The 23,879-nt window shown below is 72.0% G+C and carries 19 protein-coding genes; 2 read left to right on the forward strand and 17 right to left on the reverse strand.

The genetic code is table 11. The features are described from left to right. Nucleotides 1–7: 7 nt before the first annotated feature. The 10 genes from HD601_RS00065 to HD601_RS00110 form a co-directional block, all read right to left on the reverse strand. The gene (locus HD601_RS00065; protein ID WP_184818173.1) at nt 8–865 is read right to left on the reverse strand and encodes an IclR family transcriptional regulator; all 858 of its coding nucleotides are present in this window, start codon (nt 863–865) and stop codon (nt 8–10) included. Continuing rightward, nucleotides 862–2,469 carry an amidohydrolase family protein gene (locus tag HD601_RS00070; RefSeq protein ID WP_184818175.1) on the reverse strand — a complete coding sequence of 536 codons (1,608 nt, stop codon included), beginning with the start codon at nt 2,467–2,469 and terminating at the stop codon, nt 862–864. The genes HD601_RS00065 and HD601_RS00070 overlap by 4 nt, the downstream gene beginning before the upstream one ends. Beyond that, nucleotides 2,466–3,515, reverse strand: a complete 1,050-nt coding sequence (locus HD601_RS00075) for an ABC transporter ATP-binding protein (RefSeq protein ID WP_184818176.1) — start codon at nt 3,513–3,515, stop codon at nt 2,466–2,468. Before HD601_RS00075 ends, HD601_RS00070 begins: the two co-directional genes overlap by 4 nt. After that, on the reverse strand, nt 3,512–4,534 hold the full coding sequence (locus HD601_RS00080) for an ABC transporter ATP-binding protein (RefSeq protein WP_184818178.1): 1,023 nt from the start codon (nt 4,532–4,534) through the stop codon (nt 3,512–3,514). The genes HD601_RS00075 and HD601_RS00080 overlap by 4 nt, the downstream gene beginning before the upstream one ends. Next, on the reverse strand, nt 4,534–5,487 hold the full coding sequence (gene opp4C, locus HD601_RS00085; RefSeq protein ID WP_184818180.1) for an oligopeptide ABC transporter permease: 954 nt from the start codon (nt 5,485–5,487) through the stop codon (nt 4,534–4,536). Before opp4C ends, HD601_RS00080 begins: the two co-directional genes overlap by 1 nt. A gap of 1 nt (nt 5,488) precedes the next feature. After that, nucleotides 5,489–6,448 carry an ABC transporter permease subunit gene (locus tag HD601_RS00090; protein ID WP_184818182.1) on the reverse strand — a complete coding sequence of 320 codons (960 nt, stop codon included), beginning with the start codon at nt 6,446–6,448 and terminating at the stop codon, nt 5,489–5,491. 80 nt (nt 6,449–6,528) lie between these two features. Next, nucleotides 6,529–8,133 (reverse strand): ABC transporter substrate-binding protein, encoded by a 1,605-nt coding sequence (locus HD601_RS00095; RefSeq protein WP_184818184.1) that lies wholly within the window; start codon nt 8,131–8,133, stop codon nt 6,529–6,531. Between the two features lie 70 nt (nt 8,134–8,203). Further along, nucleotides 8,204–9,076, reverse strand: a complete 873-nt coding sequence (locus HD601_RS00100; RefSeq protein WP_184818186.1) for a fumarylacetoacetate hydrolase family protein — start codon at nt 9,074–9,076, stop codon at nt 8,204–8,206. Further along, nucleotides 9,073–10,062: a Gfo/Idh/MocA family protein gene (locus tag HD601_RS00105; protein ID WP_184818188.1), complete on the reverse strand. Its 990-nt coding sequence runs from the start codon at nt 10,060–10,062 to the stop codon at nt 9,073–9,075. Before HD601_RS00105 ends, HD601_RS00100 begins: the two co-directional genes overlap by 4 nt. Then, entirely contained in the window at nt 10,059–11,105 is a 1,047-nt protein-coding gene (locus HD601_RS00110; RefSeq protein WP_184818190.1) for a Gfo/Idh/MocA family protein, read from the reverse strand. The genes HD601_RS00105 and HD601_RS00110 overlap by 4 nt, the downstream gene beginning before the upstream one ends. Before the next feature lie 187 nt (nt 11,106–11,292). Between HD601_RS00110 and HD601_RS00115 the strand changes: the two genes are divergently transcribed. After that, nucleotides 11,293–12,645 carry an aspartate aminotransferase family protein gene (locus tag HD601_RS00115; protein WP_184818192.1) on the forward strand — a complete coding sequence of 451 codons (1,353 nt, stop codon included), beginning with the start codon at nt 11,293–11,295 and terminating at the stop codon, nt 12,643–12,645. On the opposite strand, the gene HD601_RS00120 is transcribed toward HD601_RS00115, so the two are convergent. The 3 genes from HD601_RS00120 to HD601_RS00130 all read right to left on the reverse strand — a co-directional run bounded on the left by HD601_RS00120 (nt 12,642) and on the right by HD601_RS00130 (nt 17,218). Beyond that, nucleotides 12,642–13,445: a helix-turn-helix domain-containing protein gene (locus HD601_RS00120; protein ID WP_184818194.1), complete on the reverse strand. Its 804-nt coding sequence runs from the start codon at nt 13,443–13,445 to the stop codon at nt 12,642–12,644. The two genes, HD601_RS00115 and HD601_RS00120, sit on opposite strands and share 4 nt — an antisense overlap. Before the next feature lie 466 nt (nt 13,446–13,911). Further along, entirely contained in the window at nt 13,912–16,149 is a 2,238-nt protein-coding gene (locus HD601_RS00125) for a discoidin domain-containing protein (RefSeq protein ID WP_184818196.1), read from the reverse strand. 67 nt (nt 16,150–16,216) lie between these two features. After that, nucleotides 16,217–17,218, reverse strand: coding sequence for an NAD(P)-dependent oxidoreductase (locus tag HD601_RS00130; RefSeq protein WP_184818198.1), 1,002 nt, complete (start codon nt 17,216–17,218; stop codon nt 16,217–16,219). Nucleotides 17,219–17,342: 124 nt separating this feature from the next. Here HD601_RS00130 and HD601_RS00135 point away from each other — a divergent pair, with 124 nt between their 5' ends. Continuing rightward, the gene (locus HD601_RS00135; RefSeq protein ID WP_184818200.1) at nt 17,343–18,545 is read left to right on the forward strand and encodes a sialidase family protein; all 1,203 of its coding nucleotides are present in this window, start codon (nt 17,343–17,345) and stop codon (nt 18,543–18,545) included. On the opposite strand, the gene rhmD is transcribed toward HD601_RS00135, so the two are convergent. The 4 genes from rhmD to HD601_RS00155 all read right to left on the reverse strand — a co-directional run bounded on the left by rhmD (nt 18,542) and on the right by HD601_RS00155 (nt 23,817). Continuing rightward, nucleotides 18,542–19,729 carry an L-rhamnonate dehydratase gene (gene rhmD / locus HD601_RS00140; RefSeq protein ID WP_184818202.1) on the reverse strand — a complete coding sequence of 396 codons (1,188 nt, stop codon included), beginning with the start codon at nt 19,727–19,729 and terminating at the stop codon, nt 18,542–18,544. The genes HD601_RS00135 and rhmD overlap by 4 nt on opposite strands. After that, nucleotides 19,726–20,655, reverse strand: coding sequence for an amidohydrolase family protein (locus HD601_RS00145; protein WP_184818204.1), 930 nt, complete (start codon nt 20,653–20,655; stop codon nt 19,726–19,728). Before HD601_RS00145 ends, rhmD begins: the two co-directional genes overlap by 4 nt. 12 nt (nt 20,656–20,667) lie before the next feature. After that, a complete protein-coding gene (locus HD601_RS00150; protein WP_184818206.1) occupies nt 20,668–22,911 on the reverse strand; it encodes an exo-alpha-sialidase in 2,244 nt (747 codons plus the stop codon). A gap of 69 nt (nt 22,912–22,980) precedes the next feature. Then, entirely contained in the window at nt 22,981–23,817 is an 837-nt protein-coding gene (locus HD601_RS00155) for a helix-turn-helix domain-containing protein (protein WP_184818208.1), read from the reverse strand. Between the last annotated feature and the right edge of the window lie 62 nt (nt 23,818–23,879).

Raw genomic sequence — 23,879 nt, forward strand, 5'->3', positions numbered from 1 at the left:
GCTACGCCTAGCGGGCGGGACGCAGCGAGCTGTGGACGATGCGCATGGCGGCGGCGGTGTCGGGGTCGCCGGCCAGCTCGGCCGCCGTCTCGTTCAGCCGCTCGAGGTAGAACTGCTGGCGGTCCGGGCCGAACTCGCCGGACGGGCCCGAGACGCTGACCGCCGCCAGGCACTCGCCGTCGACCTCGACCGGGACGGCGACGCAGCGCAGGCCGACGCTGCGCTCGTTGTCGTCGAACGCGTAGCCGCGCCGCTCGATCAGCCGCAGCTCGCGGGCGAGCTCGTCGAGCGTGGTGATGGTGTCGTCGGTGAACTTGGTGAACGGGTCCGGCGGCACGTGCTCGGCCAGCCGGTCCACGGGCAGCCGCGACAGCAGCATCTTGCCCAGGCCGGTGCAGTAGCCGTGGTCGCGGACGCCGGGGCTGGCGCGGAACCGGATCGGCCGGTCCGGCTCGTGCACGCCGACGTGGATGACCTGCTCGCCGTCGAGCATGCCGAGGTTCGCCGTCTGCCCGGTGCGCACGGCCAGCGGCGCGAGGTAGCGGTCGGCCACCACGGACAGGTCCAGCGAGGACATGTACGCGTTCGACAGCCGCAGCACCTTGTGCCCGAGCCGGTACGAAGGGCGCTCGTCGACGCGGACGATGTACTCCATCTCCGCCAGCACCGCGAGCAGCCGGACCAGCGTGCTCTTCGGCAAGCCGGTCGACTCGCTGATGTCCACCAGTGTCAGCGGCTCGTCGCCGTTGGACAGCAGTTCCAGCAGCGCGAGCCCGCGCGCCAGCGCGTTCGCGTGGTAGTTGGCCGACGCCGGCCGGTCGTCGTCGACCGACGTCCGCCGGGTTGTTCTCGCGACAGGTCTCATGGTCGCTGCCCCTTGTCCCTCGTCCCTGCTCTGAGTACGTGTCCGGCCCGCGCTCCGGTGTGGTCCCCCTGGCCGGCCGTCGGCTCGCCGTTGACGATCACGGTGTCGACGCCGGCGGGATAGCGCCGGGGGTCGGCGAACGTGGCGCGATCGGCGAGCCGGCCGGCGTCGAGAATCACGATGTCCGCGGCCTGCCCTGCGGTGATGGTCCCACGATCGGTGATCCCCGCCCGGTGCGCCGCACCCGACGTGCACTTGCGGATCGCCTCGGGCAGCGTGAGCGTGCCGTCGGCGACGTACTCGGAGAGCAGCCGCGCGTAGGTGCCGTAGGACCGGGGGTGCGGGTTGCCCTCCGCGGTCGGCCCGGTCAGGTCGAGCGCCTGGCCGTCGGAGCCGATGACGGACGCGGGGTGCGACAGGACGGCGCGCAGGTCGCCGCCGTCGCGCCCGCCGGCCACCATCGAGACGGCGTTGCCGAACCGGGCGATGAGGTCGACGGCGATGGTGTCGGCATCGGTCCCGCTCGACGCGGCCAGCTCGGTCACCGTCCAGCCGACCACCTCGGGCGCGCCGGGCGCGGAGTTGACGGTGATCTCGTCCCAGCCGACCGCCTGGCCGGACCAGGCCTCGCGGATCCGGGCGACGACGTCGGCGTCGGCGAGCCGGGCGCGCATCGCGTCCTCGCCGCCGGCCTGCGCCCACGCGGGCAGCCGCTGCGACAGCGGGGCGTTGCCGGCGAGGTACGGGTACATGTCGACGGCGACGTCGAGGCCCTCGTCGCGGGCGGTGTCGATCAGCTCGAGCGCCTTCGCGACGCTGCCCCAGTTGCGCCGGCCGACGGCGGTCAGGTGCGAGAGCTGGGTGCGCACCCCGGTGGCCGCGGCGACGTCGAGCGCCTCCTGGACGGCGGGCAGCACGTCGTCGCCGTAGTCGCGCAGATGCCAGGCGAACAGGGCGTCGTGGTCGGCCACCACCTCGGCCAGGGCGACCAGCTCGGCCCGGCCGGCGAAGGTCAGCGGCGCGTACATGAGCCCCGTCGACAGCCCGACGGCGCCGGCGTCCAGCGCCTCGGCCAGCAGGTACGCCATGGCCGCCAGGTCGCGTTCGGCCGCCGGCCGGTCCTCGAACCCGACGACACCGGCGTGCAGCGGCAGGTGCCCGACCAGGCCGGCGACGTTGACGCTCGGCCGCGCGGCGGCGAGCGTGTCGGCGTACTCCGACCACGACGTCCAGTCCCAGTCGACGGACGGGTCGAGGTCGAGGTAGCCGACGGCGGCCCTGACGGCGGCGACGTTCGCCCCCGCGGGCAGCGGCGCGACACCGAGCCCGCAGTTGCCGATCACCGTTGTCGTGACGCCCTGGTGAACGGCGCTGCGGGCCTCCGGGGCGGACAGCAGCGTGAGGTCGGAGTGCGTGTGCAGGTCGACGAAGCCCGGGCAGACGACCTTGCCGGCGGCGTCGATCACGCGCGCGGCCTCGGCCTCCGCGGCCACCCCACCGACCGCCACGATCACGCCGTCGGCGACCGCGACGTCCGCCCGCACGCCGTCGGCGCCCGTGCCGTCGACGACCGTGCCTCCGGTGATCAGCAGATCGAGGGTCACGACGCGGCTCCCGAGACCGGCAGCACGTTCAGCAGCTCCGGGAAGTGGCAGGCGCTGGGGTGGCCGGTGCCCAGCCGGTCCTCGAGCAGCGGCACCTCTTCGGCGCACTTGGCCTGCGCCTTCCAGCAGCGGGTCCGGAACCGGCAGCCCGACGGCGGGTTGGCCGGGTTCGGGACGTCGCCCTTCAGCGTGATCCGCTCGCGGGCGCCGCGCAGCCGCGGGTCCGGCACCGGCACGGCCGACAGCAGTGCCTGCGTGTACGGGTGCTGCGGCGCGGTGAAGATCTCGTCGCGGGTGCCGGTCTCGACGATGACGCCGAGGTACATGACGGCGATCCGGTGCGACACGTGCCGCACGATCGAGAGGTCGTGCGAGATGAACAGGTACGCCAGCCCCAGCCGCTGCTGCAGCTCGCGCAGCTTGTTCACCACCTGCGCCTGGATCGACACGTCCAGCGCCGACACCGGCTCGTCGAGCACCAGCAGCTCCGGGTCGAGCGAGAGCGCGCGGGCGATGCCAATGCGCTGGCGCTGGCCGCCGGAGAACTCGTGCGCGTATCGGTTGGCGTGCTCGGGCTGCAGACCGACGAGGTCGAGCAGCTCGGACACTCGGTCGGCGCCGCCCTGCCGGTACTTGCCCTGCACCCGCAGCGGCTCGGCGATGATGTCGTGCACCGTCATCCGCGGCGACAGCGACGCGTACGGGTCCTGGAAGACGATCTGCGTCTTGCTGCGCCACGGCCGCAGGTCCGCCTCGCTCATGGTCGAGAGGTCGTGGCCGTTGTAGAGGATGCGCCCCGACGTCGGCTCGAGCAGCCGCACGACCATGCGCCCGGTGGTGGACTTCCCGCAGCCGGACTCGCCGACCAGGCTCAGCGTCTCGCCCTGGTCGATGGCGAACGAGACGCCGTCGACCGCGCGGACCGCCCCGACCTCGCGGCGGAACACGCCGCCGCGGATCGGGAAGTGCATCTTCAGGTCCTCGACGCGCAGGACCTCCTCGCCCAGGCGCTCGAGCCGGTCGGCGGCCGCGGTCTCGACGGTCATCGGGTCACCTCCGTGGGGACGCCCGCGAGCTCCTCGGCGAAGTGGCAGGCCGTCCGGTGGATCGCGGTGCCGTTGCCGACGACCCGCAGGTCCGGCCGCTCGGTGCGGCAGCGGTCGCGGGCCAGCGGGCAGCGCGGGTGGAACGGGCAGCCCGGCGGCGGGGCGAGCAGACTCGGCGGGCTGCCCGGGATCGGGTGCAGCTCGTCGACGTCGCGGTCCAGCCGGGGCAGGCTCTCGAGCAGCCCGACGGTGTACGGGTGCCGCGGCGCGGTGAAGACGGTGGTGACATCGCCCTGCTCGACGACGCGGCCGGCGTACATGACGACGACGCGGTCGGCGAGCTCGGCCACCACACCCAGGTCGTGCGTGATGAGCAGCGTCGCCGCCTGCGTCTCCTGCTGCGCGATCTTGAGCAGGTCGAGCACCTGCGCCTGGATGGTGACGTCGAGCGCCGTCGTCGGCTCGTCGGCGATGAGCAGGCTCGGGCCGTTGGCGATCGCCATGGCGATCATGGCCCGCTGGCGCATGCCGCCGGAGAACTCGTGCGGGTACTGCTTGAACCGGGCCGGGGCGTCGGGCATGCCGACCAGCGCCAGCAGCTCGATCGCGCGGTCGCGGGCGGCTGCCTTCGACATCTTCTTGTCGTGCAGCCGCAGCGCCTCGACGATCTGCCGGCCGATGGTGACGACCGGGTTGAGCGCGGTCATCGGGTCCTGGAAGATCATCGCGATCTCGGCGCCGCGGATGGCCCGCAGTTCCTTGGCCGGCAGCGCGGCGAGGTCGCGGCCGCGGAACCGGATCGCCCCGCGCACCCGCCGGCCCGACTTCACCAGGCCGAGGATCGACATCGCGGTGACACTCTTGCCGGAGCCGGACTCGCCGACGACGCCGACGATCTCGCCCCGGTCGATGGTGAACGCGGCTCCGTCGACGGCCTTGACCACGCCCTCGTCGGTGCGGAACTCGACGGCGAGGTCGTCGACGACCAGCAGCGGCTCGGTGGTGGCGTCCAGCGTCATCAGGACCTCCCCGACTGCCGCGGGTCGACGGCGTCGCGCAGCCCGTCGCCGACGAAGTTGACCGCGAGCACCGTCGCGGCGATGGCCAGGCCCGGCGGCAGCCACAGCCACGGCATGGACTGGATGACGGTCAGGCTCTGCGCGTCGTTGAGCATGTTGCCCCAGCTGGCCTGCGGCGGCTGGACGCCGAGCCCGAGGAAGGACAGCACCGCCTCGGCCAGGATGGCGCCGGCGACCGTGATGGTGCCGACGACCACGATCTGGCCCATGGCGGCCGGCACGATGTGCTTGCGCAGCATCCAGCCGCGCGACGCCCCGGCCACCCGGGCGGCGTGCAGGTACTCGCGTTCGCGCACGGCCAGCGTGACACCGCGGACCAGCCGCGCCGTCGTCGGCCAGGTGGTGACGGCGATCGAGAGGATGAGGATCGGGATGCTCGGCCCCAGGATGCCGGCCAGCACGATGATGATGACGATGCTCGGGAACGACAGCATCATGTCCGCCGTCCGCATGAGGACGGTCTCCACCCAGCCACCGAACAGCCCGGCGACCGCGCCGACGATGGTGCCCAGCAGCACCGCCAGCAACGCCGCGCCCACGCCGACCAGCAGCGAGACCCGGGCCGCGTAGATCAGCCGGGCGAACACGTCGCGGCCGGACGCGTCGGTGCCGAGCCAGTGCTCGCCCGACGGCGCACGCCGGATCGCGCCGAGGTCGACGGCGGTGGGCGACTGCTGCGCGATGAGCGGCGCGAACACCGCCAGCAGCAGGATGAGAAGCAGGAACACGCTGCCGGCGACGGCGATCTTGTTGCGCCGGAACCGGCGCGCCGCCATGCCCAGCGGCGAGCGGCGAGTCGACCGCGTGACGGCCTCGCCGGTGGCCTCGGCCGCCAGCGCACCTTCGGCGGCGGCCACCTCGGGAGTGTCGAGGGACGGGCGCAGGTCGCTCATGTCACGTCACCTTCACTCTCGGGTCGACGGCGGCGTAGGCGATGTCGGCGAGCAGGTTGCAGATGAGCACCAGCGCGGCGACGTAGAGCGCGAAGCCGACGATCACCGGGTAGTCCTGCGCCGTCACCGCGCGCACCGCGAGCTGCCCCATGCCCGGCCAGGCGAAGACCTGCTCCAGGACCACGGCGCCGGCCAGCATCTGCGGGACGTTGATCATGATGATCGTGATGAGGGGGATCAGCGAGTTGCGCAGCGCGTGCCGCGTCACCACCCGTCCCGGCGCGGCGCCCTTGGCCTCGGCAGTGCGGACGTAGTCGGCGGACAGCTCGTCGATCAGGCTGCCGCGCACGTATCTCGTCAAGGGTCCGGCACTGGCCAGCCCGAGGATCGCCGCCGGCATGATCAGGTGCTGCAGGACGTCCGTCCCGCCCCCGCCGCCGGGTGTGGACATCCCCGACGACGGCAGCCAGCCCAGCTGCAGCGAGAAGATGTAGATCGAGACGATGCCGAGGAAGAACGACGGCACCGAGATGACGCCCAGGCTGAGCGCCGCGGCCGCGTAGTCGACGCTGGTGTTGCGGCGGACCGCCGCGATGGTGCCCAGCGGGATCGCGATCAGCAGCGAGATCGCGAGCGCGGTCGACATCAGCAGCACCGTCGGGCCGAGCCGCTTGAGGAGCAGGCCGCTGACCGGCTGCCGGTTGACGAACGAGTCGCCGAGATTGCCCGTGAGTGCGTCCAGGAACCAGCGGCCGTACTGGATGAGGATCGGGTCGTCGAGCCCGAGCTCCGCGCGCCGGGCCGCGATGAACGCCTCGCCGCCCTCCTGCATGTCCTCGGGCCTGATCATCATCCGCACCGGGTCGCCCGGGGCGGCTCGGACCAGCAGGAACACGCCGATCCCGATCAGGATGAACACGACGATGTTCACCAGGATCCGTCTGACGACGAACGCCGTCACCGCTCACCTCCTCTTCGTCCGGCCGCGGTGCCGGGCGGTCGCGCGTGGCGGCCGCCCGGCATCCGCGGGTCGTGCGGAACCTAGCGCTCCAGCGTCCATTCCTGGACGTTCCAGAACGGGTTCGTGAAGTCGCCGTTCGGGACGAAGCCCTTCAGCGCGTCGGTGTGCGCCCAGATGGTGTCCGGGTTGTACAGGTAGATCATCGGCACCTCGGCGTTCTCGATGCGCGCTGCCTGCTGGTAGAGGTCGTAGCGGGCGGCCTCGTCGACCGTCGCGTTGGCCTCGAGCATCAGCTGGTCGAACTCCTCGTTGCACCAGTACGACAGGTTGCCGCCGGCCGGGAAGTGTGTGCTGCAGGCGTTGATGGCGAACACGGCGAACGGCTCGGTGGCGTAGTTGCCGCCACCATAGAGCGTCATGTCGTAGGACTGGTTGTTCATCATGTCCGTCAGCTGGCCCGGCTGCACCTGGTTGAGCTCGAGCTTGATGCCGACCTCGTTGAGCTGGCTCTCCAGGATGGTGGCCGCCGTGTCGCGGTCGCGCTGGCCGGCGATCCAGGAGAGCTGGACCACCTGGTTCGGGTCCCAGTTCATCTCGGCCAGCAGCTCGCGGGCCTTGTCCGGGTCGTAGTCGTACGTCTCGAGGTCGTCCGGCATTGCGTCGTTCATGAAGCTGGCGTTGACCGGCGTGGCGTTCCCGCCGAGCGCCTCGTCGATGAGCTGCTGCCGGTCGACGGCGTACAGCATCGCCTGGCGCAGGCGCGGGTCCTGCAGGTACGGCTTCAGCTCGTTCACCGACGTGCGGATGTAGCCGGCGCCGGGGCCGGAGCCCACCTCGATGCCGTCCATCGCCTCGACCGTCTCGAGGTCGGGCGCGGCGATCTGCACCAGGTCCATCTCACCCGTGCCCAGCTGGGCGGTGGCGACGTCCGAGGTCACCGGCCGCAGGTAGATCTCGTCGATGTCCACCTCGCCCTCGCGGAACGACGGGTTCTTCACCAGGTGGACGTACTGGTCGGTGGCGTACTCCTGGAAGATGTACGGCCCCATGCCGACGTTCGGGCTCTGGGTGAAGAACTCCGCGGTGTCCATCTCGTCCACCGGCACGTCGGCGAGCACGTGCTGCGGCACGATCCAGATGTTGCCGGTCAGGCCCACGAGGCCGATGTTCGGCTTGGACAGCTGGATCTGGAAGGTGGTGTCGTCGGGGGCGGTGAACCCGGTGACGGTGTCGGCGGTGCCGGCCGCGACCTCGGGACCGCCGACGACGTCGGCGAACCGGCCCGACGCGGTGCTGCCCGTGTCCGGGTCGGCCATGAGGTTGTAGGTGAAGACGACGTCCTCGGCGGTGAAGGGCTCACCGTCGCTCCAGGTCAGGCCCTCCTGGAGCGTGTACGTGATGGTGAGGCCGTCCTCGGAGATCTCCGGCAGGTCGGCGGCCAGGCGCGGGTACAGCTTGTAGTCCGGGTCGACGCCCAGCAGCGAGTCGTAGATGAGGTTCATGACGACCCCGTCGGGGCCGCTGGCCGGGGCCATCGGGCTCCAGTTCGCCGCCGGCGGCTGGTACAGGTACGCGTTGAGCGTCGTGTCCTCGGAGCCGCTGCTGGCGCCGTCGTCACCGGAACCGCTGGTGTCCTCGTTCTGGGTCGGATCGGAACAGGCCGCGACGGCGAGGACCATCGCCATGCCGGCGGAGATCAGGGCTGCGCGTTGCGCTCGGGAACGTCTCACAGCTACCTCTCAGGGTTTGGTGGGTTCAGACGACGCGGTTGGTGAGGGCTCCGAGACCGGCGATGCGCACCGTCATCTCGTCACCCGAGGCGAGGAAGGTTCCGGACGCCGCACCGACCCCGGCCGGCGTCCCGGTCAGGATGATGTCGGTGGGCTCGAGTGTCATCAGCCGCGACGCGAACGAGACCAGCTCGGCCACGCTGAAGATCATGTCGGCGGTGCTCCCCTTCTGCCGGAGCGTGCCGTTGACCTCGAGCTCGACGTCGAGGTCCTGCGGATCGGGCACCTCGTCGGATGTGACGAGGTAGGGGCCGTACGGGGCGAACCCGTCCGGCCACTTGCCGGCGAGCCAGTCGAAGAAGCCGACCGCGGGGGACGAGGTGTCACGCTCGTACCCGTAGTCGACCGACCGGGCCGACACGTCGTTGCCCACGGCGTAGCCGGCCACGTGCTCGAGGGCCTGCTCCACCGGGATGTCCCTGCCGCCCACGCCCACGACGACGACCAGCTCGGCCTCCCAGTCGACCTGGGTGCTGACGGACGGGAGGGCGATGTCGGCGCCCGGGTCCGCGATCGACGTGCCGGGCTTGAGGAACAGCCGCGGCGCCAGGGTCTGCTTGTCCAGCGGAGCCCCGCCGCCCTCGGCGACGTGGTCCTGGTAGTTCGCGGCCACCGCCAGCACCTTCGTGGGGCGCGTGATCGGTGCGCGGACGGTGACGTCGGCGAGCCGGTGGGTCCCGACGGTGTCGCCCGGCCGCCAGCCGGTGGTGGTGCCGGCGCCGGCCGCGACCAGCGCGCCGAGGTCGCCGTCGCCGAGCTCGGCCACGGTGGCCGCGGCCTCGTCGGCGACGTACCCGTGCCGGGTGACGCCGTCGCGGGTATAGGTGACCAGCTTCATCGGCTGCCTTCCTGGAGGTCGACGGGTTGTCCGGACGCGGCCGACGTGCGGGCCGCGTCGACGATCTCGGCGATGTGGACGGCGTCGGCGGCGGACGGGCTGGGCGGGCGGCCGGCGGTGATCGCCGCGTGCAGCTCGTCCAGTAGGCGGTCCACGGTGCTCGGGCCGTGCCAAGTCGACGACAGCCGGCCGCGAGGTCCGACGCCAGTCCCCGATGTATTGCTCGACGCCTCGCCCCGGCGGAGGACGACAGCCGGGCGCGAGGCGTCGATGTCGAGGACGCCGTGCGAGCCGCTGACGCGGTAGCGGTGCACGGCGAGTCCGGCCGGCCGGGTGTCGGCCAGCTCGTTGGTCCGGCCGACGCTGATGGTGCTGGTCAGGCCGTTCTCGTGGGTGAGGAAGAGCAGCGCGAAGTCGTCGCCGGCGCCCTCGGCCCAGTGCGTCGTGAGCCGGGCGTACACGCGGCGGACCCGCAGGCCGGTGAGCGCGAGCACCACGTCGACCGGGTAGACGGCGAAGTTGGCCAGCTCGCCCGCCGGCGACGGGGTGCCACCGGCCACGAGGAAGTCGGCCTGCACGTTCCACGGCAGCCCGACCTTGCCCCCGGCGACCGCGCCGCGCGCGGCCGCGATCATCGGGTGGAACCGCTGGTGGTGAGCCGGCAGGCAGACCTTCCCGGTCTCGGCGGCGACGGCGGCGACCTTGGCCGCGTCGGCCGCGGTCAGCGCCAGCGGCTTGTCGACCAGGACGTGCTTGCCGGCCTGCAGGGCGGCGATGACGGCGTCGGCACGGCGGTCCGGCTCGACGCAGACGCTCACGACGTCGACGGCGGGGTCGTCCACGGCGCCGGCGTCGGCCGCGGTCGCGACGACCTCGAAGCCGGGATGCGCCTCGAAGGCGGGCCGGTACATCGCGCTCTGGTGGTCCTGGTCCGGCCCGAGCCCGGCGAAGCCGAGCAGCAGCACGCCGAGAGTCGTGTCACTCATGCGTGCACCCCCTGCATGACCTCGTCGAGCGTGACCGGCTCGCCGCGCTCGATGGACAGCTCGGTCGCGACGCCCAGCGCGACCGCGCGAACGCCGTCGGCCGGGGTCATCGCCCGCTCGGCGGCGGGGTCGGCGACGGCGTCGAGGAACGCGTCGAGCTGCACGGCGAACCCATTGGCGGCCTGCGGGTGCAGCAGGCTGGTGCCGGACTCGGTCACGACGGTGGAGCCCCAGCCGTCGGCGGGCAGTTGCAGCACGCCGTCGGTGCCGGCGACCAGCACGTCGCGGCGGTCCAGCGTCGAGGGCCGGTGCCCGCGGCTCATCTCGCAGACCGCGTCGGCGCCGCCGGCGTACTCCACGTGCATCTCCAGGTAGTCGTAGATTCGCAGCTCGGCGGCGGTCTGGGCGCGGCCCCTGGCGTAGACGACGGTGGGCTCGTCGCGCAGCCACCACGTCACCAGGTCGAGCAGGTGGACGCCGTTGTGCAGCGCGTGCCCGCCGGACTTCGCCGGGTCGAGCACCCAGGCCCGCCAGTCCGGCCAGATCCAGCCGCCGAGCAGCGCGAACCGGGCGAACACCGGGCGGCCGACGGCGCCGTCGGCGATCGCGTCGTTCACCGCCCGGGCGTAGTCGTAGAACCGGTGCGTGTGGGCCGCCATGACGACGGTGCCGGCCTCGTCGAACGCGTCGGCGACGGCGTGGGCGGACGGGACCGTGATGGTGAGCGGCTTCTCCATCAGCAGGTGCTTGCCAGCGGCGGCGATCTGCAGTGCGATGGGCTCGTGCGTCATGTTCGGCGTGCACACGATCGCCGCGTCGATGTCGGGCCGGGCCAGCGCCTCGGCCAGGTCGGTGGTCCACGGCACGCCGCCGGCGGCGGTCGCGGCCGCACTGGCGCGGCCGGCGTCGACGTCGACGATGCCGGCGAGCCGGGCGCGGGCGCTGGCTCGCAGCGCGGCGCCGTGGTGGTCGGCGATGAAGCCGGCCCCGACGATCACCACGCCGAGCGGGCGGCTGTCGTCAATCACGGAATGGCGTGCCATGCCGAGTCATCTTTGGGTCGCGGCACCGCTGTGTCAAGGCCCGCCGCTATGACGATCGCGTAACGCAACGCAAAATGGAACGTCTTGCCATGCTTGACGAAGCAACCTACGCTTCCGGACAACGACACCACCGAGAGGCGTCGCGTGACGGCCATGTGCCGGGCCGCGACGCGGGAACAGGAGTCCGATGTCCCCGGGGATCGGCACGGCAGCCTCCGACCACAATCCACGCAACACGGCGACCCGCGGCTGGGCCTTGCACCAGGCCGCCGCTGAGGTCATTCCGGGCGGCGTGAACTCCGCGACGCGCTACGTGGGTCACCCGTACGCGTTCGGCGGTGGCGACGGCGCCTACGTCGTCGATCTCGACGGCAACCGCTACCTCGACTACCACGCCGCGTTCGGTGCGATCCTGCTCGGCCACAACTCGCCCGTGGTCGACGACCCGGTCCGGGCCGCCGTCGGCGCCCTCGACCTGTTCGGCCTCGGGGTCACCGAGCTCGAGGTCGAGCTGGCCACGCGCGTCACCGAGGCGATCCCGTCGGCCGAGATGATGATCGCCACCATGAGCGGCTCCGAGGCGACGGCGCAGGCGGTGCGGCTGGCCCGTGCGGCCACCGGCCGGCAGCTGCTGGTGAAGTTCCAGGGCGGCTTCCACGGCTGGCACGACGCCGTCGCCCGCAACGTCATCTCCCGCCCGGAGCTGGCGTACGGCCGCGACCCGCTGTCGGCCGGCATCCTCGACTCGGTCCTCGAGTCGACGCTGATCGCCGAGTTCAACGACCTCGACTCCGTCAAGGCGCTGTTCGAGCAGTACCCGGACCGGATCGCCGGGGTCATCATGGAGCCGATCCCGCACAACGTCGGCGCCCTGGTGCCCACCCAGGAGTTCGTCGACGGCCTGCGCGCGCTGACCGCCGACCACGGCGCCCTGCTCATCTTCGACGAGGTCATCACCGGCTTCCGGCACGCACTGGGCGGCTACCAGGAGGTCTGCGGCGTCCAGCCCGACCTCACGACGTTCGGCAAGGGCATGGCCAACGGCTACCCGATCGGCGGGCTGGCCGGGCCGCGCTCGCTCATGGAGCGCTTCGACGGCCAGAAGGGCGACGTGCTGCTGGCCGGCACCTTCAACGGCTACGCCCTCGGCGCGACGGCCGCGATCGCGACCATCGACCACCTGCGCTCGAACCCGGACTTCTACACCCGCACCCACGCGCTGGGCGCGCGGATGCGCTCCGGCCTCGAGGGCATCGTGTCCGAGCTGGACCTGCAGGCGACGGTGGCCGGCTTCGGCGGCGTGTTCTCGCTCTACTTCACCGCCGGCCCGATCAAGGGCTACCGCGACCTCATGCGCAACGACGACCAGGCCTACGCCACGTTCCACCGCCGCATGACCGACGCCGGCTTCCTGATGATCCCGATGTCGCTCAAGCGCAACCACATCTCCGGCTCGCACACCGAGGAGGACGTGGACCGCACCCTCGACGCGGCCCGCGACGTCCTGGCCTCGATGAAGGCCGACGGCTCGGCCCACTAGCCGCTGAGTCCGACGGCGGTGTCGCCGGCCGTGTCCCCGACCGGCGCCACCGCCGTCTCTGCCGTCTCGCGCAGGACCCGCAGCACCCGCGTCACCCGCGGGTCGGTGCTCTCGATCTCGTGCAGCGGCGCCACCCGTATGACCCCATGCGGCGTCGCCACCTCGACGTACCGCTCCACCTCGGCCGGCGGCACCAGCCGCACCCGAGCCCGGTAGCCGACCGAAGCCATCCAGAACACGCCGTCGGGACACTGCTCTCGAAGCAGGTCACGCAGACGCGTACCCAGGTCGGCGACCCGGCTCTCGTCGTCGTTCGAGCCCGCCTTCGGCCAACCGAACGGCCAGGTGTCGCGCCGCACTGACAGCGCCGGCCACGACCATCCGGGCTGCTGCACGAGGACTGCGTAGGACTCGGGCGCGTCGGCGAGCGCGAGGTCGAGGTGATCCACCGGCACCGGTGCACCCAGCAGCTCCGCCGCCGCGACGCCCTCGACCCGGTAAGCCGGGCCGACGAACGTGTGCACCCACGCCCAGTGCCTCGCCGACGGGCGGTCCTCCATCGGCGCGCCCGCGAGCCGGGCGATCGCCGCTCTGACGTCGGCGTCGAGCGGCTCCAGCTCGGCGTGCAGTTGCTTGCCCGTGGCCTCGAGGATCGACCGCAGTGCGGGGATCGACGGCAGCAGGACGCCGCACTCGTAGTGCGAGATGGCATAACGGCTCACGCCCGCCCGCTCGGCCAGCTCACCCTGGGAGAGCCCCGCCTCGTATCGAGCTTTCTTGATCAACGCGCCGACGTCCATGCCGACATCGTCGTGGCGACGGCCCGCAGCATGCCACCCGGATCGGCCCGATTGTGGACGACTCACGCCTGGTCGGTCGCCTGTGGACGGCCGCTGCACCGGCGTGTCGCGACCGATCGCGAGAGTCCGATGTCGACGTGTAGACGCTGATGCCAACTGCTTGGCGTCAGCGTCTACACGTCGATAGTGGAGAGACTCGAGATTGCGCCAGCGAAGGCTCCCTGGCCCCGGTTCTTGAGCGCCAGTTGAACCGAACTCTCAGTCGCCATCCCGATCCACATGAAGGCGTGGCCCTGCTCGGTCGAGTGCGCCGCCAACTGACGTCCAGCCCAAGGACACGGCTCACAATCAATCGAGCAAGCTTCTCGTCGCGACCCTCCGCGGGCATGACGACATCCAAGCACCGACCGCCGACACCGACGGCGCGACCGGGGGCCCGGAGGCCCCGGCCGCGCCGCTGATCACCTCAGGACTGCTCGACGTCGTCGATGAGGAAGTGGTCGTACTGGCTGGGGGTGCCGCTGGAGGAGAACTGGTGGCCGGTCAAGGCGGTGAGACCGGGCGTCGACGGCTCGACGGTGCCGACCGACTCGCCGCCGAGGAAGACCTCGGCGCCGTCGAGGGCGGCCTCGACCCGGAGGTCGTGCCAGGCCCGCTGGGGTGCGCTGCCGGCCGGCGCGATCTTCGTCCACGTGTTCGTCTCGTACGAGTACCAGCCGATGCTGCCGTCGGCGCCGATGTTGAGGTGGTAGGCGGGCACCTCCGAGTCGTCGTCGGTGGAGCCCATCGTGGTGAAGGCGAAGCCGCGCGCGTAGCCGATCGAGTTCACCCGGAACGCCAGCGTCTGCTCGTCCGCCGGGTCCGACACCCAGCGCGCCGTCGCGATCTTGTCGGTCCAGGCGTCGGCCAGCCGCATGACGTGGCGGGAGTCGTCGACGTCGAAGTCGGTGACGGTGGCGCCGATGGCGCTGGTGTAGCCGCGCGGCACCTGGCCGACCGGGTCGTTCTCGAAGGAGTCGGTGGTGGAGTAGAGCTCGAGCTCGCCGAGGAACTCCGGGCCCTGCGGGTCGGTGTCGGCGACGGTGACCCGCACGTGCCGGGCCCGCACGTCGGAGACCGGGTAGTAGGTCTGCGTGTACGACGTGATGGTGCCGGTGTCGACGACCTCGGTCCACGAGGCGCCGTCGGCCGACACCTCGACCCGGGCGGCGCCGGGCGCGCCGTACTGCAGGGCCAGCCCGATCTGGTTCAGCGTGTACTCGCGGTCCAGGTGCACCGTGTAGACGCCCTCGCCGCGCACCGAGCGGAACATCGCCGCCGAGGCCCAGTCGGTGCTGCCGTCGATGGCGCCGAGCCGGCTGGTCTCGGGCAGCTTCGGCGGCGTGTGCGTCATGTTCGTGTCGATCGTGACGGTGCCGGCCTCGACCTTGCCGAGCAGGTCGATCTTGCCGACGTTGGGGCCGACGACGTCGACGAACTTCTTCCAGACCCGGTACTCGCCGTCGACGGTGAAGCCGGCGTCGGTCTCGGGGCAGCCCCAGCTCGGCGCGCAGTTGTCGCCGACGATCATGACCCGGTTCGCGGCCACGACGGCGTGCGCGCCGTTACCGGAGGAGCCGTGGTTGCGCTGGAACGCCGCGTTGACCCGGGGGTGGTTGACGTAGGTGGTCTGCGCCTGCTCGAAGCTGTGGCCGAGGCCGTCGGGCGAGATGGCGATCCAGTTGTCCGGGCGGCCGAACGTCAGCGTCATGATCCCGTTCGGCAGCAGCCGCAGCACGGGCATGACGCCGGTCGCCGGCGCGGGCTCGCCGGACGCCGTCGTCAGCTGCAGCGGCTCCGGACGGGTCCAGGTGCGACCGTCGTCGCTGGAGCGGTTGACGTACAGCGGCCCGAAGTTGGCGCCGCCCGGAATGCCGGTGCGGTGGACGGCGACGAGGTCGCCGTTGGCGGCCCGCTCGATGCCGGACTCGCCCATGGTCCGGCCGTCGGTGAACTGGGCGACCGTCGCGTACCGGTTCCAGGTCGCGCCGCCGTCGGTGCTGCGGGCCAGCTCGGTGCGGTAGCCGGGGTCGCCGGCGTAGGTCGTGTAGTACGTCATCAGCAGCGCGCCGTCGCCGGCGTAGAAGATGTCGCGGTGCACGCGGATGCCGCGGTCGAACTTGGAGCCGTCGAACGACAGGTCCGTGGTGAACGTGGACGGAAGGTCCTTCCACGTGCTGCCGTTGTCGGTGGAGCGGCGGGCGATCAGCTCGACGGTGTGCTCGTCGACGACGCGCCGCGGGATGAACTCGACCCCGATGAGCGACCCGTCGCGCAGCTTCGAGAACCAGCCGGCGCCGGTGTCGGTGTTGAGGCCGCTGGGGAAGGTGTAGCCACCGTCGTCGGACAGGACCATCGACGCCTCGCTGTCGGCGGCTGCGACGTCCTCGTTGGACTGCCAGGTCATCTGCACACGGCGAACCGGCAGGCCATCGGCGTCGACGGCGTCGAAGGCCTCGACCGTGGCGTTGCCGCCGATGACGCCGGGCGGCGGCTCGAAGACGGTGGTCGGGTCGTGCTGGGCGATGACGTAGCCGTTGGGGTCGGCGCCGTCGGTGGGGACGTCGATGTCGCGCGCCGAGGGCGCGGTGGCCGGGATCAGCGAGGCGACGACGCCGGCGACGGTCACCCCCGCCGTCAGCGCGAGAGGCCGGGACACACGCATGGGCTGCCTCCTGGGGGTCGGTGGCAGACCAGAAGACACGGAAGGTCATTCCATGTCAATACGGGCGTTATCGCCAGTCGCGGTCGGCGATCTCGTTGAGCAGCGGCTCGCCGGACCGGAACCGGCCGAGGTTCAGCGCGAACAGCTCCCACAGCCGGGCGGTGAAGTGCGGACTCCCCGTCGACCCGGAGACGTGCGGGGTGACGACGGTGTTCGGTGCGGTCCAGAACGGGTCGTCCGGCGGCATCGGCTCGCGGTACTGGCTGTCCAGCGCGGCGCCGGCCAGCCGCCCGGACCCCAGCGCGTCCAGCAGCGCGGTCTCGTCGACGATGTGCGCGCGGGCCGGATTGAGCAGGACGGCGCGCGGCGGCAGCAGCGCCAGCTCGGTCGCGCCGAACGTGCCGCGGGTCTCGTCGGTGAGTGGCGCGGTGATGACGAGGACGTCCAACCCGGCGAGGAACTCCGGCAGCTCGGCCGGCCCGAACCCACGGTCGGGCGCGATGTCGGCGCCGGCCGCGCCGAAGCGGTCCGGTCGCGGGCCGAACCCGCTGCGCGAGAGCGCCCAGACCTCGAGCCCCAGGCCGCGGGAGAGCCGGGCGACCTCGCGGCCGATGCTGCCGTAGCCGAAGATCCCGACCCGGCGGCCGCGCACCTCGACCTGGTACGCGACGTCGCGGTTCCAGCGGCGGGCGGCCTGGTCGCGCAGCGCGTCGGGCAGCCGCCGGCCGAGCGTGAGCATCATCAGCACGCACCACTCAGCGATCGGGATGTCGTTGACGCCGCTGGCGTTGGCGACCCGGACGCCGTCGGGCAGCGGCGCCCCGGCCAGCTGCTGGTAGCCGGCCGACCCGAGCTGCAGCCAGCGCAGTGACGCCAGCGCCTCGGCGTTGGCCGGCGGGTGGTCGGTGAACAGGACGGTGCGGTGGCGCAGCTCGGCCTCGGGCAGCTTCTCGCCGGGGACGATCGGGTCGCGGAGATCGATGACGGCATCCGGCACGGCGGCGCGGACGCGGGCCAGCCACTCCTCGTGCACCGGCTGGGCGACGAGGAGGTTCACGGGGTCCGCCACCGTCCCAGGAAACGCACAACGGCATTCCATGTCAAGCAGGGCCGCACGATCGTTCGAGGCCATTGACATGGAATGCCGTGCTGGGTTTCCTCGTCACACTTGACTCGGCGTCGGAGGTGCGGTCATGACACGACTCGATGCACGCAAGGGAATCTCGATCGTCGCCGGACTCGCGGCGACACTCGCCGTGGCACTCGCCGGGCTCCCGGCCACGGCCACCACGGCGGACACGGCCGCCGAACCGAAGGCCGCCGGCGACATGGCGCCGGCGGCGATCGTCCAGTCCGTCGCCGTGCCGGGCGGCCCGTGCGGCGACTCGGCGCTGGGCACCACCTGCCGGGCCTACTTCCCCGACCTGACCCGCGACCCGCACGGCGACGCGGACGACCTGCTGATGGTGTACCGCTGGTCCAGCGCCCACTCGCAGCAGGCCAGCCAGCTGCGGATGATGCGCAGCCGTGACGGCGGCGCCACCTGGCAGCAGGCGACGCCGTTCATCGTCGCCGACCTCGAGAACTACGACTTCCGCGACCCGTCGCTGACCACCCTGAGCAGCGGCCGGCTGCTGCTGTCGTACTTCGTGGCCGACGGCAACACCGGCGCCTTCGTGCAGACGCAGGTGAAGCGGCGCGACGCCGACAACGCCGCGTTCTCGGCACCCGTCCAGGTCTTCTCGAGCACGATGCCGCGACCGATCAACAGCGCCAAGATCGCCGAACTGGACAACGGCCAGCTCCTGATCCCCCTGTACGGCACGCCCAACGGGTCGAGCACGCACGCCTCGATCGTGGTGGCCAGCGTCGACGGCGGTGTCACCTGGGACGGCCGGGTCACGGGCCGGCAGAAGACGATCGCCAGCAGCCCCACGGTGAACTACCAGGAGCCGGCCATCACCGAGATCGAGCCGGGGCACGTCCGCGCGATCATCCGCACGGCGTCGACGTCGGGCGCCAGCACCGCCGGCGTGCAGACCGATTCCTACAACAACACCTACATGACGACCTGGACCGCGCCGACCTCGCTGGGCGTGGCGATGCACGGGCCCGAGGTCGAGTTCATCCCGGGCACGAACCTGGTGCCGACGCTGTGGAGCCAGCCGAACGCCAGCACGTCGCCGACCAACCGGCCGACCGTGATCGCGCTGCGGCGGACCAACGTGCTCTGGGCCGACACCCCGAAGCACGTGCTCTACAACCCGGGCTCGAACTGGGACTCCGGGTATCCGGGCACGGCCGCTATTGGCACGACGCGACTGGTCACCGTCGTCTACGACACCGACCGCAACGCCGCCATAGCGCTGCGCTACAACACCACCGACGTCGACTAGCGCGGGTAGGGACGGCGCAGCGGCCGGCCCGGGTTCAGGCGCACGCCGAACCCGGGCCGGTCCAGCTCCGCCACCTTCAGCCGCCCGTTCACCGGCACCGGCTCGTCGACCAGCAGCGGCGAGAACATCGGCACGACCTCGGTGCCGTCGGGGTGCATCATGAGGAACTCCGCGAACGGGCTGCTCTGCCGGGTCGCGACGAAGTGGTACGAGTACACGCTCGACCCGTGCGGCACGACCATGGCGCCGTGCGCCTCGGCGAGGGCGGAGATGCGCAGCAGCTCCGTCAGCCCGCCGCACCAGCCCACGTCGGGCTGGACGAGGTCGACCTTGCCGAGCTCGAGCAGCGCCCGGAAGCCGTAGCGCGTCGACTCGTGCTCGCCGCTGCTCAGCAGCATGCCGGCCGGCATCCGCTCGCGCAGCGTGGCGTGCGACCAGTAGTCGTCGGGCAGCAGCGGCTCCTCGAGCCAGCGCAGGCCGACGCCGTCGAGTGCGCGGGAGAGCCTGACGGCGTGGTCGAGCGTCAGGGACATCCAGCAGTCGAGCATGAGCCAGAACTCCGGCCCGACGGCGTCGCGCGCGGCGGCCAGCCGGGCGACGGTCTTGGCGATGCCCTCGTCGCCCTCGGCCGGGCCGTGCTGCAGCGGCAGCTTGCCACCGATGAAGCCCAGCTTCTGTGCGACGTCGGGGCGCGGGCCGGTGGCGTAGAACGGGATCTCGTCGCGGACGGCGCCGCCGATCATCGCGTGCACCGGCAGGCCGCGCACCTTGCCGAGCAGGTCCCAGAGCGCGAGGTCGACGCCGCTGATGGCGTTGACCACCAGGCCCTTGCGGCCGTAGTAGAGCGTCGAGAGGTACATCTGGTCCCAGAGCCGCTCGAGGTCGGTGACGGGCGCGCCCTCGACCAGCCGGGACAGGTGGTTCTCGATGATCCAGGCGGCCGGCTCGCCGCCGGTGGTGGGCGCGAAGCCGACGGTGCCGTCGGACGCCTCGACCTCGACGACGACGTTGCCGAGCAGGCTCAGCCCGAACGAGCGCCGGCTCTCGCGGTACTCCGGGTACTTCGCCATGGGGCTGGCGATGTGGTCGTCGATCCAGTGCCCGGCCCGCTGCGCGTGGTAGTCGGCGCCGCCGGTGGTGTCGGGCACGTAGGCCCGCAGCGCGGTGATGGTCGGCGTCGTCATGCGGCGGCCTCCTTCGGGCGGACGTCATCGATGCGGTACACGCGCCGGGCGGTCCCCGCGAACAACGCCGCACGCTCGCCGGCGGAGAAGTCGGCTGTGATCGTATCGAACGCCTCGTACAGCTCACCGAAGGAGGAGTAGAGGGAGTCGACGGGGAAGTTGCTGGCGAACATCGCGCGGTCGACGCCGAACGCCTCGATCACCTCGAGCACGAGCGGACGCAGCGAGCCGACGCTCCAGCGGTGGTCGGTCATGCCCAGCCCGGAGATCTTGACCGACGTGTTCGGCTGCTCGGCCAGCAGGTCCAGGCCCTTGCGCCAGGCCCGGACGGAGTCGAGGTCGCGGCCCAGCGGCATGCCGGCGTGGTCGAGGATCACCGCCGTGTCCGGGTGCGCGGCCGCGAGCCGGGCGCCGTCGGCCAGCTGGTCCGGGTAGACCTGCAGGTCGAACGAGAACCCGTGCCGCGCCAGCAGGGCGAAGCCGCGCAGCCAGGCCGGGTCGCTGACGAGGTCCGGGCGGTCGGTGTAGGTGAGCTTCGGGTCCGGGTGCCAGTTGAGGTTGTGCCGGACGCCGCGGACGTTCGGCAGCTCGGCCAGCGCCGCGAGCCGGTCGGCGACGCCGTCGTCGTGCAGCGCCGCGCCGGCCACGATCGCCTGCGGGAAGCCGGCCCCGTCGGTTCCGTCGGCCAGGTCCTGCAGCCAGCGCGCCTCCGCGAGGGCGTCGGCGGCGCCGGCGTCGACGTGCACCGAGGCGACCAGCCGCAGCGGCGCCGCGTCGGCCAGGTAGTCCGCCAGCAGGTAGTCGCGGCGGATCGCGGTGTCGTCGCCGTGCACCTGCAACTGCCCGGCCGCCTCCTGCAGCCACGGGTACGGCTGGGAGAGGTCCCACAGGTGGTGATGGGCGTCGACGATGTCGAGGTCGAGCAAGGGGTCTCTCCTTCAGTTGCCGCTGATGCGGACGTCGTCGAGGAACCAGGTGGTGCTGGTGACGCCGGTGCCTGCGGACGTGAACGACATACCGGCGAGGGCGGTGGCCGGCTGGAACGTCGTCGTGGTGGTGAACGACTGGCCGCCGATCGTGACGGTGGCGCCGTCCAGCGTCGCATCGACGGTGACCGTTCGCCAGGTGTGCGGGTGGACGGGCTCGTCCAGCGTGCCGACCGGCAGCCAGCGCGAGCCGTTCCACGCCTGCAGGGTCGGCTTCGCGGGAGTGCCGCTCGAGCCCGGCGCCGGGTACGCCCCGGGCGTGAGCAGGAAGTGCCAGCGCACGGTGGAGCTGTCGCCGTTGCGGCCGACGACGTCGAAGACGAACTGCCCGCGGTAGTTCCACTCGGAGCTGCCCAGCTCGAACGTCGCTACCTGGCGGTCGCGCTCCGGCGCCGGCCGGGTGATCTTCGCGACCTGGTCGACGTAGTTGTCGAACAACCGCAGCGACCGCCGGCTCTCGAAGCCGGCGAGGTCGACGTCGGTGGTGGTGACGTTGAGCGCGTCGGTCCAGCCGCGCGGCACGCCGAACACCGGGTCGTTCTCGAAGGTGTCGACGTCGGCGGCGTAGAGCTCCAGCTCGGTGACCGGGGTGTCGGTGCCGGCGACGCCCGTGACCCGCACGTACCGCGCCTGCTGCGGCTCGATGTCGGTGTAGCGCAGCGCGTGGTCGCGGGTCCGGGTGGCCCGCACGACCGGCGCCGTCCACCGTCGCCCGTCCTCGGACAGCTGCACACTCGCGCTGTACGGCCGGTCGTGGCCGAGCATCAGGCCGATGCGGTCCAGCAGGTAGGTCCGGTCCAGCTCGACGACGAGCGACGGGGGGCCGGCGCCCTCCCCGCCCCGCAGCACCGCGGCGGCGTGCCGTTCCGAGCTGCCGTCGACGGCACCCTCGAGACGGGTCTCCGGGAAGACCGGGTCGGCCGGGGCGACGTCGCCGCTGATGGTGGCGGTGCCGGCCCGCAGCTTCGTCGCCACGTCGATCTTCCCGCCGCCGGGCGTGACGGCGTCGACGTAGGCGCCCCAGATGCTGTACTGCTCGTTGTACGGCTTGCAGAGGTTGTTGCTGTGGCAGCGGTCGTAGAAGACGATCGAGCGGTTCGCCTCGACGGTCGTCAGGCCGGTGTTGCCGCTGGAGCCCATGTCGCGGGCCGGTCCGCTGGTGGCCGGGGCGTTGCCGAAGACGAACTCGTGCTGCGCCCACGAGCGGCCGGTGCCGTCGGTGCTGACCAGCAGGTTGTTGTCGGGCCGGCCGTAGCTGAGCAGCAGCATGCCGTTCGGCTGCAGGGTGAGCACCGGGCTGATGCTGCCGACCGGCCCGTCCGGCCCGGTCACGACCTCCGGGGCGGACCAGGTGCGGCCGTCGTCGTCGGAGAACGCCTGGCGCAGGTGGTACGGCTGAGGGGTGTCCGGCCGCATGGCGGCGATGAGCCGGCCGTCGGTCGTGTACGAGAGACCCACCTCGTTGGTGCCGAGATCGGTGGTCGGCTCGACGATGGTCGAGCGCAGCGTCCACGTCGCGCCCAGGTCGTCGGTCTGCAGGATCAGGCTGGCGTTGCGGGTGTCGCTCGCGTACTCCGTGTAGGCCGGCACGATCACCGTCCCGTCGGAGAGCAGGATCGGCCCGCGCCAGACCCGCAGGAACCCCATCGGCTCCGGCGCCGTGTAGTCGCCCTGGGTCAGCGTCCACGTCTCGCCCTGGTCGGTGGAGCGCCAGGTGCGGATCTGCACGTGCGTCGAGTCGACCCAGTCAGGGATGAACTCGACCGACAGGAACGACCCGTCGTCGAGGCGCACCATGTTCAGCGCCGTCCACGGCGTCTGCTCCGATGTGAGGAAGCGCTGCCCGGCGTCGTCGGACGTGGCCGTGTAGAACACCGACGCCGCCGTCGAGACGTCCGGCTGGGCGCCGAAGCTCAGGAAGATCCGCTTGGTGGTCTCGCCGTCGATGACGGTGTCGTAGCCGAACGGCTGCGGGACGGCGGCGATGTTGCCGGGCGCGTAGCCGACCATCCCCCACGTCGGGCCGAGCGCGGTGACCGGGTCCGCGGGGTTCGCGCCGTTCCCGCTGGGGGCGACGGCGGCAGCTGCCGCCTCGATGGGCGGCGTCGGCTCGGGGTGCGCGACGACCGAGGCGGCCACGTACGCCGCGATTGCAGTGGACACGTACGGCAGCAGTTTCCGCGGCGTCGTCGGCATGGACGTCAGCACAGCGCAGCGCGGCGGTCCGCTCAATACACCCCGCACCGGGAGCGTTGCACGGACCGCCTACGGCGACGGCAGCCGGCCGCGACGCCGGATCTCGCCGGGCGTGGCGTTCAGGGCCGCCTTGACGTGCCGGCTCAGGTGGCTGGCGGAGTGGTAGCCGCAGCGCTCGGCGACGGAGGCCAGCGTGAGGTCCGAGGTCTGCAGCAGCGAGACGGCGTGACGCAGCCGGATGTCGAGCAGCCGGCTCTGCGGCGACGTGCCCAGTTCCGCGGCGAAGTGCGCCCGCAGCGTCGACCCCGAGACACCGACCTCGCGGGCCAGGGCGTCGATGCCGACGTGCTCGGCGTAGCGCTCCTCCATGAGCTGCTCGACGGCGTTGACGACGGCGCGCGCGGCGGAGTCGTGCCGCCGGGCGAGGTCGCGGCGCAGCAGGATGTCGACCTGCCGGACCAGGGCGTCGACCATGGCGCGGGCGTGCTCGTCGGGGTCGGACTTCTCGCGGACCAGGGCCGCGAACGCCGCGCCGAGCCGCTGCTCGCCGTCGTCGGTGGTGAGCCGCGGCCAGGGCTGGTCCGGCCGGGCGTTGACCAGGACGAAGTAGTTCGAGTACGCCGTGTGGGCGAGCTCGGCGTGGTCGGCGTGCGGCGGGACGACGAGCACCGACCCGGCCGCGACGGGATAGCCGACCCCGTCGACCAGTGCATCGATGGAGCCGGAGCGGTAGTACGCCAGCTTCCACACCGCGTACCGGTGCGGGGCGGCGTGCCGCAGCCGCGGCGCGGCGTAGGCGCCGGCCGACACGAACATCGGGCGCGGCGGGCTCGGCCACTGCCGCGCGGCGGCCTCGGCCCTGCTCAGCGCGGAGCCCGGGAAGCGCTCCACCGGTGGACTGGTCATGGTGCCGCTGGATGCTACCGGCTCCGCGCCGGTTTCGGAATGGTCGACGCCCGGTGGGCCCG

The sequence above is a fragment of the Jiangella mangrovi genome, from assembly GCF_014204975.1.
Taxonomy (GTDB): Bacteria; Actinomycetota; Actinomycetes; order Jiangellales; family Jiangellaceae; genus Jiangella; species Jiangella mangrovi.